Annotated in this window: 13 protein-coding genes, 1 tRNA gene and 1 pseudogene; 10 read left to right on the top strand and 5 right to left on the bottom strand. The window is 62.5% G+C overall.

Annotated features, from left to right (window positions below; all coding sequences use genetic code 11):
• Positions 1-54: 54 nt before the first annotated feature.
• The gene (gene phnF, locus IE126_RS14610; RefSeq protein ID WP_108128618.1) at positions 55-765 is read left to right on the top strand and encodes a phosphonate metabolism transcriptional regulator PhnF; all 711 of its coding nucleotides are present in this window, start codon (positions 55-57) and stop codon (positions 763-765) included.
• 2 nt (positions 766-767) lie between these two features.
• On the opposite strand, the gene rlmH is transcribed toward phnF, so the two are convergent.
• The 3 genes from rlmH to IE126_RS14595 form a co-directional block, all read right to left on the bottom strand.
• Entirely contained in the window at positions 768-1,238 is a 471-nt protein-coding gene (gene rlmH, locus IE126_RS14605) for a 23S rRNA (pseudouridine(1915)-N(3))-methyltransferase RlmH (RefSeq protein ID WP_108128616.1), read from the bottom strand.
• Positions 1,238-1,609 (bottom strand): ribosome silencing factor, encoded by a 372-nt coding sequence (gene rsfS, locus IE126_RS14600; RefSeq protein ID WP_170120548.1) that lies wholly within the window; start codon positions 1,607-1,609, stop codon positions 1,238-1,240. Before rsfS ends, rlmH begins: the two co-directional genes overlap by 1 nt.
• A gap of 184 nt (positions 1,610-1,793) precedes the next feature.
• Positions 1,794-2,345, bottom strand: a complete 552-nt coding sequence (locus IE126_RS14595; protein ID WP_108128614.1) for a hypothetical protein — start codon at positions 2,343-2,345, stop codon at positions 1,794-1,796.
• Between the two features lie 66 nt (positions 2,346-2,411).
• On the opposite strand from IE126_RS14595, the gene IE126_RS14590 reads away from it, so the two are divergent.
• From IE126_RS14590 to IE126_RS14550, 9 genes are all read left to right on the top strand, one after another.
• A complete protein-coding gene (locus IE126_RS14590) occupies positions 2,412-2,942 on the top strand; it encodes a DUF2975 domain-containing protein (protein ID WP_145693630.1) in 531 nt (176 codons plus the stop codon).
• A 1-nt stretch (position 2,943) separates the two neighbouring features.
• Complete coding sequence (locus IE126_RS14585; RefSeq protein WP_054301927.1) at positions 2,944-3,156, top strand: helix-turn-helix domain-containing protein; 213 nt, start codon at positions 2,944-2,946, stop codon at positions 3,154-3,156.
• Between the two features lie 206 nt (positions 3,157-3,362).
• Positions 3,363-4,781: a 3-isopropylmalate dehydratase large subunit gene (gene leuC, locus IE126_RS14580; RefSeq protein ID WP_054301926.1), complete on the top strand. Its 1,419-nt coding sequence runs from the start codon at positions 3,363-3,365 to the stop codon at positions 4,779-4,781.
• Positions 4,782-4,793: 12 nt separating this feature from the next.
• A complete protein-coding gene (leuD, locus tag IE126_RS14575; RefSeq protein WP_108128610.1) occupies positions 4,794-5,399 on the top strand; it encodes a 3-isopropylmalate dehydratase small subunit in 606 nt (201 codons plus the stop codon).
• Between the two features lie 264 nt (positions 5,400-5,663).
• A complete protein-coding gene (locus IE126_RS14570; protein WP_054301965.1) occupies positions 5,664-6,500 on the top strand; it encodes a hypothetical protein in 837 nt (278 codons plus the stop codon).
• A gap of 23 nt (positions 6,501-6,523) precedes the next feature.
• A complete protein-coding gene (locus IE126_RS14565; protein WP_229825537.1) occupies positions 6,524-7,543 on the top strand; it encodes an endonuclease/exonuclease/phosphatase family protein in 1,020 nt (339 codons plus the stop codon).
• Between the two features lie 104 nt (positions 7,544-7,647).
• Positions 7,648-8,754: a 3-isopropylmalate dehydrogenase gene (gene leuB, locus IE126_RS14560; protein WP_189381431.1), complete on the top strand. Its 1,107-nt coding sequence runs from the start codon at positions 7,648-7,650 to the stop codon at positions 8,752-8,754.
• A 163-nt stretch (positions 8,755-8,917) separates the two neighbouring features.
• Positions 8,918-9,883, top strand: a complete 966-nt coding sequence (locus IE126_RS14555; RefSeq protein WP_054301923.1) for a DMT family transporter — start codon at positions 8,918-8,920, stop codon at positions 9,881-9,883.
• Between the two features lie 66 nt (positions 9,884-9,949).
• Positions 9,950-10,026, top strand: a tRNA-Pro gene (locus IE126_RS14550).
• Positions 10,027-10,795: 769 nt separating this feature from the next.
• On the opposite strand, the gene IE126_RS14545 is transcribed toward IE126_RS14550, so the two are convergent.
• Positions 10,796-11,182 (bottom strand): hypothetical protein, encoded by a 387-nt coding sequence (locus IE126_RS14545; RefSeq protein ID WP_189381430.1) that lies wholly within the window; start codon positions 11,180-11,182, stop codon positions 10,796-10,798.
• Between the two features lie 758 nt (positions 11,183-11,940).
• Positions 11,941-12,739: pseudogene (locus IE126_RS25965) on the bottom strand (hypothetical protein); the annotation flags it as partial.

Raw genomic sequence — 12,739 nt, 5'->3', positions numbered from 1 at the left:
GAGCCGAGTCGGCACAACGCCCAATGGCGTGAAACTTTTGCGACAGGATGGATGATGGCCCGCAGCCCGATCTGGAAATCCATTGCCGGGACGCTCGCGGCAGAGATCGCAGGGGGGCTGTACCGCCCCGGCGACAAATTGCCGTCAGAGGCGGATCTGGCCAGCCGGTTCGGCGTGAACCGCCATACGGTGCGGCATGCGCTGGGTGCGCTGGCCGAGGCGGGCACGGTGCATGCCCGGCGTGGGGCCGGGGTTTTCGTCACAGCACGACCGACCGACTATCCGCTGGGCCGACGGGTGCGGTTTCACCAGAATGTCGCCGCCTCGGGGCGCACGCCCTCGCGCAGGCTGACCCGGCTGGAGACCCGCCCCGCCAGCACGGAGGAGACCGAGGCGCTGGCGCTGGCCCCCGGCGCTCTGGTGCATGTCATGGAAGGCGTGTCGCTTGCTGACGGGCAGCCGCTGGCGGCGTTCCGGTCGGTCTTTCCTGCGGAAACTTTGCCCGGCCTGCTGGCGCTGCTGGAGGAACATCAGTCGGTCACCACCGCGCTGGGCGCGCTGGGGGTTGCCGATTACACCCGCGCCGAAACCCGGCTGACCGCGAAGCGCGCCGGGGCGGTGCTGGCGCTTGCCTTGCAGGTGCAGGAAGGGGCACCAATCCTGCGATCCGTGGCGGTGAATGTGGATGCGGCTGGGCGACCGCTGGAATACGGCACGACATGGTTTGCCGGGGACCGGGTGACACTGACAGTCACGCCTGACTGACCTCAGGCGCGGTGATAGGGGGCGCCCGAAAGGATCGAAGCCGCGCGGTAAAGCTGCTCGGTCAGCATCACCCGCACCAGCATATGCGGCCAGACCATCTTGCCGAAGCTGATCGAAAAATCGGCCCGCGCCCGCAGTGCGGGGGCGATACCGTCGGCCCCGCCGATGACGAAGGCGACATCCTGCCGCCCGCCATCGCGCCATTTTGCCAGATGATCGGCAAATTCCGGGCTGGACAAGAGCTTGCCGCGTTCGTCCAGCGTGACCAGCAGGGCGCCCGAGGGCAGGGCGCGTTCGAGCAGCGCGGCCTCGGCCTCCATGCCGCCGCCCTTGCGGTCCTCGACCTCGTGCTCGGTGAAGGGGCCAAGCGCCAGTGCGCGGCCGGTGCGGTCGAAGCGCGTTGTGTAATCGTCGATCAGGTCACGCTCGGGGCCGGCACGCAGCCGACCCACGGCGCAGAGATGCACCCGCATCAGACCCCGGAGGTCGGGGCAGGGCGCTGCTGGCCCGCAGGCAGCCACATCTTTTCAAGCTGATAGAACTCGCGCACTTCCGGGCGGAACACATGCACGATGACATCGGCGGTGTCGATCAGAACCCAGTCGCCGGTTTCCTTGCCCTCGACCTTGCACTGACGGCCATAGTCCTGCTTCAGCCGGTCGACCAGCTTTTCGGAAATCGCCGCCACCTGACGCGAGGACCGCCCCGAGCAGATGACCATGTAATCGGCCATGTCGGAACGCCCGCGCAGGTCGATCTGCACGATGTCCTCGGCCTTGTCGTCGTCAAGCGAGGCGATGATGCGGGCAAGAAGTTCTTCGCTGCTGGGGCCGGCGTCGTTCATGCGCTCGGCCCTCGGTCCGACCGGCAGGCCGGTCGCGGGATCAGAATGAGACAGGACATCGTCCTCCAGATAGCGCGCCAAAGGCCCCGGCGCCGGGGTTTGCAGGTTCAGGCTAACACCGAAGCCCGCGCGACTCAATGCGCGCGGACCCGGGCGAAAGCTGGCGCTTACACGCTTCCGCCGATCACGGCAAGGCGGGGTTCCCGCAGGGGCGCAGGCCTGCCATCGCCTCGGCACCGATCAGGGCTGCAATCGGTGCGGGCCGGACGAGGGGCTGGAAGCCCTGCTCCTGCTCCAGCTTTATCAGTACCCCGCCCTCTGCCGTCGGGGGCAGGGGGCCGCCGGTCAGGCAGGCATCCAGCGCGACACCGAGGCTGCCGTGACTCTGCCCGTCCTGCGGCCATGCGGCCACGGCAGATTGCGCGGCCCGCATCCGCGCGGCATCGGCGCGGGACAGGCCGAAGGCCATAACCACCCCTTTCGCTTCCGGCAGGGATGGGGCGGGCCGGGGCTCCAGCACGAAGGTTTCGGCAACGGAATGCCCGGCGCGATCCGCCTTGAACTCCAGTCTGGCGCCCTGCGGTTGTGGTCGCAGCCCATCGGGCAGGACCAGGGCGAGCTCAATCCCCGACGGATCAACCGTCAGCGGGTCAAGCGCCTGCAGGCGCATGAGGGTCGAAGGCACAAGGCTGGAACAGGCGGCAAGTAGCAGCGGCAACAGGGCGGCGATGCGCATGCGATTCTCCTTTGACAGTTATTAATTATTGTTTTACAGAAAAATTACTTTGCAAGAGGGAAAATCATGCCGCCAAGAATATTGCGACTGTCGCTTGTGTTGTGGTGGGTTGTGACCCTGCTGCTGCCCGGCCTGCCGCTGCTGGTCCTGCTGTGGGGATGGCATGGGGTGCGGGAGCCCGGCTGGCTTCTGACGGCGTTTCCGGGGCTGCCGCCGGAAACCAGGCTGACGGCGGGGAAATCCTCGGGCACGCTGGCCCTGGGTCTGCTGGCGCTGGTGCCTATGCTGGCCGCGCTTTGGCATATGCGGGGGCTGTTCGCACTTTATGCTGCCTCCGAGGTGCTGACGCCGATGGCGGCGCGGCGTATCCGGGCGATTGGCGTGGCGCTGGCCTTGCTGGCCGTGGCCCAGACGGTTCTGCCCGGCTTGCAGCTTCTGCTGCTGACGGCGGACAATCCGCCGGGTGCCCGGATTGTTTCGATTGCCCTGACCTCGGAAATGCTCTGGCTGGCGCTGGCGGGCGGCTTGCTTGTGACCATCGGCTGGGCCATGACCGAGGCGGCACGGGTGGCGGAGGAGAACCGGGGCTTTGTCTGAGGTGGAGATCGTGGTTCGACTGGACGTCATGCTCGCACGCCGCAAGATGCGCTCGCGCGAGCTGGCGGAAAGGATCGGGATTACCGAGGCCAATCTCAGCCTGCTGAAATCCGGCAAGGTAAAAGGTATCCGGTTCGAGACGCTGGCGGCGATCTGCGCGGTGCTGGACTGTCAGCCGGGTGACCTGCTGGAGGCCATCCCGCGCGAGAGCTGACTTGCCTTGCAAGGGGATTCGGGCGTATGAAACGGCCCATGAACGGGTTCATCTACTTCAACATCACCGATCACGCGCGGCTTCCGGCCCGCTTTTTCGGCATGACCCGCACGGTGCTTGCCCGGCTTTGATGCCGCGCCCTGCCTTCGTCTCCGAGGGCACCCTTCCCCTATCCCACAGCTATCCCATTGATGAAGGTGAGAGCCATGACCGCTCCGCGTACACTCTACGACAAGATCTGGGACGATCACGTCGTCCATCAGGCCGAAGACGGCACCTGCCTGCTGTATATCGACCGCCATCTGGTGCATGAAGTCACCAGCCCGCAGGCATTTGAAGGTCTGCGCATGACCGGCCGCAAGGTCCGCGCGCCGGAAAAGACCATTGCCGTGCCGGACCACAACGTCCCCACCACCGCAGGTCGCGACACCCATATCGACAACGAGGAATCGCGAATCCAGGTCGAGGCGCTGGACAAGAATGCCAGGGATTTCGGCATCAACTACTATCCCGTGTCCGACATCCGTCAGGGCATCGTGCACATCGTCGGCCCGGAACAGGGCTGGACGCTGCCGGGCATGACCGTGGTCTGTGGTGACAGCCATACCGCCACCCACGGCGCCTTCGGTTCGCTGGCGCATGGCATCGGCACCTCAGAGGTGGAGCATGTTCTGGCGACGCAAACGCTGATCCAGAAGAAGTCGAAGAACATGAAGGTGGAGATCACCGGCAAGCTGCGTCCGGGCGTCACCGCCAAGGACATCACGCTGTCGGTCATCGGCGCGACCGGCACCGCCGGCGGCACCGGCTATGTCATCGAATATTGCGGCGAGGCGATCCGCGACCTGTCGATGGAAGGCCGTATGACCGTCTGCAACATGGCGATCGAGGGTGGTGCGCGCGCTGGCCTGATCGCGCCAGACGAAAAGACCTTCGAATATATCAAGGGCCGTCCGCATGCCCCGAAAGGCGCCGCCTGGGAAGCCGCGATGACCTACTGGAAATCGCTGTTCACCGATGAAGGCGCGCATTTCGACAAGGTGGTGGTGCTGAAGGGCGAGGACATCGCCCCGGTAGTGACCTGGGGCACCAGCCCAGAAGACGTGCTGCCGATCACCGGCACAGTGCCCGCGCCCGAAGACTTCACCGGCGGCAAGGTCGAGGCCGCGCGCCGGTCGCTGGAATATATGGGTCTGACCCCCGGCATGAAACTGTCGGACATCAAGATCGACACCGTGTTCATCGGGTCATGCACCAATGGCCGGATCGAGGATCTGCGCGCCGCCGCCGCCATCCTGAAGGGCAAGAAGATCAAGCCGGGGATGCGCGCGATGGTCGTGCCGGGCTCGGGCCTCGTGCGGGCTCAGGCCGAGGAAGAAGGTCTGGCGCAGATCTTCATCGACGCGGGCTTTGAATGGCGTTTGGCCGGGTGTTCCATGTGCCTCGCCATGAACCCCGACCAACTGTCGCCGGGTGAACGCTGCGCTGCGACCTCGAACCGCAATTTCGAGGGCCGTCAGGGCCGCGGTGGCCGCACCCACCTGCTGTCCCCCGCCATGGCGGCGGCGGCGGCGGTGACCGGCCACCTGACGGATGTGCGCGAGATGATGGCCGAGACGGTCTGAGGAGTATCTGGAATGGACAAGTTCACCACCCTCACCGGCGTTGCCGCGCCGATGCCGCTGGTCAATATCGACACCGATATGATCATCCCGAAACAGTTCCTGAAAACGATCCAGCGTTCGGGTCTTGGCAAGAACCTGTTTGACGAGATGCGTTACACGCAGGACGGCGCCGAGATTGCCGATTTCGTGTTGAACCAACCTGCTTATCGCAAGGCCGAGATCATTGTCGCCGGTGACAACTTCGGCTGTGGTTCCTCGCGCGAGCACGCGCCTTGGGCGCTTTTGGATTTTGGCATCCGCTGCGTGATCTCTACCAGCTTCGCCGACATCTTCTTCAACAACTGCTTCAAGAACGGCATCCTGCCGATCGTGATGCCGCAAGAGGTTGTCGAAGTACTGATGGAAGACGCGAAGAAGGGCGAGAACGCCCGGATGACCGTCGATCTGGAAGCGCAGACCGTGACGACCTCGGATGGCCAGAGCTTCGGTTTCGAGGTCGATCCCTTCCGCAAGCATTGCCTGCTGAACGGTCTGGATGACATCGGCCTGACGCTGGAAAAAGTGTCCAGCATCGACACATTCGAGGCCAAGGCCAACCTGCTGCGCCCCTGGGTCTGACCTGAGGCGCTACTACATCTTGTGCCGCCTTGGGCTGAAACCCCAAGGCGGCCTTTTTCTTGCCCCGCTTTGATGCAAAGCGGCGACAGTTTTTCCCTGTAATTGCCTCATTGATCGGGTCCAATGGTCTGAACCGTTGCGACTTTGAAAGAAAGAAGGCAAAACTTGGGCAAGATTGAGGCAGCCCGTCGCAAAGCACGGGGAAAACTGGGAAAAGCCATCCGGCAACGTATCGGACGGCGCCGGGTCGAGGAAGGCAAGGCAGTGATCACACGGCTGATAGGAGCCGCGTTGCGGGCATTTTTTGTGGTGGTGCTGATTGCTACCCCTTCGGTTCTGATGCCCGGAACCGGCGCCGACGAAAAGCAGATGGTGGCGCTGGTGGCCCTGTTCGCGGCCGCACTGACCTTTGCGGAATACAAGACCACCTATCCCGGTCTGGTCGAGTTTCGCGACGCCCCGCCCTTCAACCGCATCCGCTTTCTCATCCTGTTCTTTACCGTCTTCATCCTGACCGTGATCCAGAAAAGCATGGTGGAGCCTTCGACGCTCAGCACCCTGATCAGCGCCATTGGCCTGCTGATCGGCGAGGCGATGGATTTCCCCTATTCGCCGGTTCGTCTGGCGACCCTGATGATGACCGAGGGTGCCTCTGACCTTCAGGTGATTTCCGTGCGCACCGCTGCGGCGATGGCCTATCTGATCTCGCTTCTGGGTCTGGCTTTCTTTGTCATCATGCTGAAGCTGAAAGGCTGGCCGGACCGGGGCAACGGGTTCAACGTCTGGGTCAATCTGCCGACATTCGATCCGACCACCGGCGGCGATGTCGTGGTGCGGCTGGAGCGCGATGCGCGGATCAACATTGCCTTCGGGTTTCTGTTGCCCTTCCTCATCCCCGCTGTGGTCCGCATCGGATCAGCCGGGTTCGAGCCGCTGACGCTGACCAATCCGCAAACCCTGATCTGGACGATGACCGCATGGGCCTTCCTGCCGTTCAGCCTGTTCATGCGCGGTATCGCGATGGGCAAGATCGCCGAGATGATCCGCGAGAAGCGGCGCATTTCCAGCGTGATGGGCGCCGAGGGCTATATGCCGGCCTGATCGCCGCGCTTCTGTGCGCCGCCTTGCCCGCTGGGGCGGAAACGCTGCGGATTGCTACATGGAACGCGGAGCTGGGCCGTAAGGGACCGGGGCTGCTTCTGGAAGAAATCGAACGCGGCAAAAGCCCGGCCATCGCCGGGGCGGTAAGGGTAATCGCCGCGCTGGATGCCGATGTGCTGTTGCTAACGGGGATCGACTTCGATGCCGAACAGGCGGCGCTGACGGCGTTGCGGGGGCGGCTGGCCGAAGCGGGCCTGTCCTACAGCTGGCAATTTGCTCTCGCGCCCAATGCCGGTCTGCCCACGGGTCTGGATATTGACCGGGACGGCCGGTTGAATGGCCCGCGCGATGCGATGGGCTATGGCGCTTTCCGGGGGCAGGGCGGAATGGCGCTGTTGTCGCGCCTGCCGGTCTACAGCGAGCTTGCGGTGGATTATACCGGCTTCCTTTGGGCCGATCTGCCGAGCGCGCTTTTGCCGCCCGATTTGACCGGGGAGGAGAGGGCGGTGCAGCGCCTTTCTTCGGTCAATCACTGGCGCCTGGGGCTGGAACTGCCCGAAGGCGGCAGGCTGGAGCTTCTGGCCTGGGCCGCGACACCGCCGGTCTTTGACGGGCCGGAAGACCGCAATGGCCGCCGCAACCATGACGAGGCGGCTTTCTGGCTGCGGCTCATGGATGGCGCCTTGCCTTTCGATCCGCCACAGGCACCCTTCGTGTTGCTGGGGGACGCCAATCTGGACATTCAGGATGGCGATGGCCGCCCTCAGGCGCTGCGCGCCCTGCTGGCCGATCCCCGGCTGCAAGACCCCGCCCCCCGTGCGGCCAATGCCCCGGCGGACCCCGGCCACAAGGGCGACCCGTCGCTGGATACGGCGTTCTATGCCAGGGGGCCGGGTGGATTGCGGGTGGACTACATCCTGCCCTCCGCCGATCTGCGCGTCACCGGCGCCGGGGTGATGCGCCCGCCATCCGGCCCGCTGGCCGAGGCGCTTGCAGCCAGTTCGCGGCACTTCCCGGTCTGGGTCACGCTTGATCTGCCCTAGCCTGAAATCCCCAAGCCTGCTTGACCCGACTGCCCCCAAAGGCTACGCCACCGCCAGGCTTTCTTGCGGAGCCAACCCTGCGTGCAGATCAAGGAGCCCTTGACGTGGCAAACCCCTCCATCCTCATCCTTGCCGGCGACGGCATCGGCCCTGAAGTCATGGCCGAGGTGAAAAAGATCATCGGCTGGTATGACGCCAAGCGCGGCATCACCTTCGACGTGAGCGAAGACCTTGTCGGCGGCTGCGCCTATGACAAGCACGGCACGCCGCTGCACGATGACACCATGGCCAAGGCGCAAGAGGTGGATTGCGTGCTGCTGGGCGCCGTGGGTGGCCCGAAATACGACAATCTCGATTTCAGCGTGAAGCCCGAGCGCGGCCTGCTGCGCCTGCGCAAGGAGATGGACCTTTATTCCAACCTGCGCCCGGCCCAGTGCTTTGACGCGCTGGCCGATTTCTCGTCGCTGAAGAAAGAGGTCGTCGCCGGTCTGGATATCGTCATCGTCCGCGAACTGACCTCGGGTGTTTATTTCGGCGAGCCGCGCGGCATCTTCACCGAAGGCAACGAGCGTGTGGGCATCAATACCCAGCGCTACACCGAGTCGGAAATCGCCCGCGTCGCGCGTTCGGCCTTTGAAATGGCCCGTCGCCGCAACAACAAGGTCTGCTCGATGGAGAAGGCCAATGTGATGGAGTCGGGCATCCTGTGGCGTCAGGTCGTGCAGGAGATCCACGACAAGGAATATCCGGATGTCGAGCTGTCGCATATGTATGCCGACGCCGGTGCGATGCAGCTCTGCCGCTGGCCCAAACAGTTCGACGTGATCGTGACCGATAACCTGTTCGGTGACCTGCTGTCGGATGCCGCCGCCATGCTGACCGGCTCGCTGGGCATGCTGCCCTCGGCCTCCTTGGGCGCACCGATGGCCAATGGTCGTCCGAAGGCGCTGTATGAGCCCGTCCATGGCTCCGCCCCCGACATCGCCGGTCAGGGCAAGGCCAACCCGATCGCCTGCGTCCTGAGCTTCGCCATGGCACTGCGTTACAGCTTCGACCTCGGCGACGAGGCGACACGGCTGGAGCAGGCGGTGGAGAAGGTTCTGGCCGAGGGCGTGCGCACGGCCGATCTGATGGGCCCTGAAGGCGGTACCCCGGTCTCGACCTCGGCGATGGGCGATGCCATCGTGGCCGCGCTGGACGCCAGCCTCTGAGCCTTCAGACAGCGCATTGACCGGCCGCCTTCGGGCGGCCGGTTTCGTTTGGGCTTTCCCGCCGATCCGCTCCACAAGCCTTGAGCGGGCGGGGCGGCTTCTGTAGAACGGGCGCTAGCGCAAACATCCCGGCGCTCGCGCCGCTTTCCGCAGGTCCAGACGCATGAGCCCCAATGCCCAGGGCGCGCTTCTCGCGCTTCTCGCCTTTGCCATCTATGCCACGCATGATGTGGTGGTGAAGTTTCTGGGCGCGGATTACCACGCCATCCAGATCATCTTCTTCGCGGGCCTGCTGAGCTTCCCTCTCGCCACCACCATGCTGATGAGCGACCGGACCGATGGCCACCTGCGCCCGCGCCATCCATGGTGGACGGCGCTGCGCATGGTGTCTACGGTCATCACCGGCGTCTCGGCTTTCTATGCCTTCTCGGTGCTGCCCCTGGCGCAGACCTATGCCATCCTGTTCGCGGCGCCCCTGCTGATCACCCTGCTGGCCATTCCCCTGCTGGGCGAAAAGGTCGGCCTGCGGCGGGGCCTTGCGGTGCTGGTGGGTCTGGCGGGCGTGATGATCGTGCTGCGCCCCGGTGCAGAGCCGCTCAGTCTTGGCCACGCGGCCGCGCTGGCGGCGGCTGTATTCTCCTCGCTTGCCTCGGTCATCGTGCGCAAGATCGGGGCAGAAGAACGCTCGGTCGTGCTGCTGCTCTATCCGATGATGGCGAATTTCGTGGTGCTGGGGCTGGCGCTTCCCTTCGTCTACAAGCCGATGCCAGTGGTGCATCTGGGTATGCTGGGCATCATCGCGCTGTTCAGCTTCGTCGCCATGCTGCTGATCATCATGGCCTATCGCCGGGCCGAGGCGGTGATCGTGGCGCCGATGCAGTATTCGCAGATGATCTGGGCCGCGATCTACGGCTATCTGATCTTTGATGAAACGCCGGACGGCTATACCCTGCTGGGCGCTGCGGTGATCATCGCTTCGGGCATCTACATCGTCCTGCGCGAAGGGCGCGCGAAAGTGTCGGAGAACCGTCCGGTGCTGGAATCCCGCTCCCGTCCCGAGACGGGCACGACGCCCCGCATCTCTCTTTTGCTGCGCCGCCGCGAAATCGCAGAGAGGAACGAGGGATGATCGCAGAAGAATCGCATTCGCCCCCTTGCAAACCCCTGCAATCCGGTTTAACCCCCACCCCACGGTCGGAGCGTAGCGCAGCCTGGTAGCGCACCTGCTTCGGGAGCAGGGGGTCGGAGGTTCGAATCCTCTCGCTCCGACCAATTTCCCGCACATTTTCAAGCACTTAGCGACCACCCTCGGGGCGCGGGGCGCCTCGCGCGGTCCTGTCATAGCGCTGTGCTAGCTTTTTAGCGTTATCGACCGAATCCCCATGCCGATCTGTAGCGCGACAAAAATAAGTGGCCAAAACGACAAAATTAGGCGGCCAGAAACTGAAAGCAGAGATATGCTACAGCTGCATATCTCGACGCTCCCTTCGCCCCCTTGTCGAGGCTGCGCGCCGTGTCGAAGGTGGCCCTTATCTGATCGAGAAAGGGTTGATGCGGCGGTGCGGCTTCCCTGAAGCGGCCGTTCATGGCTTGGTGCAGCAAGATCCCGGATCAAGTCTCGCCTATGCAGGACGGAGCTGCAGTTAGATGCCCCGCACAATACGCCTTTCAGCAACACGGCTCTGTGAGCTGCGCACCAAATGCTGGTAAGCGGTCGATGGCCCAAGTCCGCGAGTTTCAGGGTCAGGTTGAGGAACGCGCGAAAAATTGGGAATGCAGACTGGCATTAAGCTAAAGGACCGGCTTCAGAAAAGCGGCCTGAACCACTCAATAATCTGATTTATGTTTGAGATGATGGGCGGGAGAGCGAGAGATACAATGATACTGATAACCGCCCACTTTACGGTGTGACGAACACCAGCTTTTCCTTCTTCCTGAACAGGCCGTATGATATTCTTGTATATCTCTTCATAGTTAAAAAAAACGCTTTCCAAGCTTCTGAAGTTGCTGTCAATTTTTGAGATAGGTCCAGCAAGAGGTTTCAGTAGATCATTCCCCTGAATCGACGCTTGAGCTTCTGAGATTTTTGCCGAAGATTCCCGCAACTCCCTCCCCAGCTCATTAGGGTTAAATGTAAGTATTTTGAGATGCGGTGTTCTAAGTTGCTTCTATCCGCCTCCAGCTTCTGAATGAGTTCACCAAGACGCACATATGTTGCGGGCTTGATATTCAACACGACTAGCGGCCGGAAGCCTTCTTCCCCGTACATCTCGAACGCGATGACGTCGCTCTCGTTCAACTCCCAGAGCTTGCTTTCGACGAAATTCCCATTCCAGTGAGCTTTCGACAGGCCCTCTTTCAATGCGTCGTCGTAGTACGAGACTTCACCGTCTTTATTTGCATTTGCTACGAGCGCATGAAGCAGCATTGCCTCTTGGTGGGGAGTAAACTCTATATTTTTTAGACTGCATTTACTTACCGTGCTCTCGAAAGTCTTCTTTAGACTAGGCTGCTAGCGGGTTGTCTCGCAAGCTTTCCTGCAATCGCCGGCTACCGATATCTGTCTTTTCGACTGATCTCGAGCGCGTTCAGCGATATCCAGCCTAGCACGTCTGCGACTACAGACCATTGCTGAAATGGAGGTTAAGGGCTCGAAGCAGACCCACGGCGGCGCAGTAGACGCTCGCGCTGGCGCGCCAGGCTTGCGGGCGCTGACGGCCCTCTGCCGACCTTCATTGACAGGAAGTTCGCAACGAGGCAGCGAAACATTGCGGTCGTTCGTTCATGGTGCAGCATTCCAAGTATGCTAAACGTCCATTGATCCAAGTTACTCTCGAATCAAAGAGCATTTGAATGCCGACCTATCACGAGATACAAGAAGTGACGAAAGCTCGCTTTGGATTCACCCCCAAAACTTGCTGGATCGCGGACATAAAGGCAGGGTTCGGCCTGACGCGTGGATCCGCTCCCAATAGTCTTGACCAAGACTCCCGTAAGCATCCATGTCCTCCACATCGTAGAGACCAGTTAGCCACGATCATGGCCGAACTCGGCGTGCTTCCGGTGAGCATCTAATGCCTCAGAGAACGGCCCTCTGCCGACATTCGCACGTCACCTGTCGCTGTTTCTCCGAACCAGCCTTTGGCTGCTACGTGCGGCATTGTCCGACAGGCGAAGGCAGGCCATTTAACCCCGATAGGAACGCCTCATGCTTCGGGTGTTTATCCGACCGTGCCGCTCCGCCTTTCGTTGCTCGCCTTCTTGCAGGGCAGCAAGCCGCGCCTTCGCGGCCATAGACCGGACTGGGTCGGTTCGGGCGAAGATGGTGCGAAGCACAGGCGCGGAACAAAGGACTTCGGCCTGTCTCTCATAGATGATTGGAGTGGGTGCGGGAGAAGGTGCGGACGAAATCTTCTTTCTGCGAGACGCGTCTGGATTTAGCCGTGCCTCGATTGCTTCGAGGCGATCTCGAATAGCCGTGGCAATTTGCGTCCCCGCTGCGTCCTTAAAAAACTCGTGCAGATCCAGGACATCCCCTGCCTTCACGTCAGTCATCAGTGCCGCCCGATTAACGGTAGCCACGTGATGCCGCCCTAGGCCAATTGCAGCCTCAAGGATCAGCTGCTTTCGAAGATCAGCGTTCTCCGGTCGCAGAAACAGTTGCTTCATCTTCTCAAAATTTTGCATGAAGATGTGCAGATCCTCCAGCATCGGCTCCAGCGTGGTCAGGTTGAACCGGCCCGGCCGATCCGTCACCACCCCGAAGTTCCGGCCGGAAATCTTGCCGCCGAAGGCGGTGCGCTGCAGATACAGGAATCGCGCCGCGCGCTCGAGGTCGGTCAACCTCGCCAGCGCCACCGCCGTGGATGCTTTGCGGCTGAGGGTGACCACCGCCGAGGGCAGGATCACCTCGCAGGGCGAGGCGATCACCGCGCTCAACACTGCCTTGCCGGGCAAGGCCAGCGCCTCGGCGCTGGAGGCGCTG

Source organism: Gemmobacter nanjingensis (assembly GCF_014652195.1).
GTDB lineage: Bacteria > Pseudomonadota > Alphaproteobacteria > Rhodobacterales > Rhodobacteraceae > Gemmobacter > Gemmobacter caeni.
This window is presented reverse-complemented; position numbering and strand designations above follow the sequence as displayed.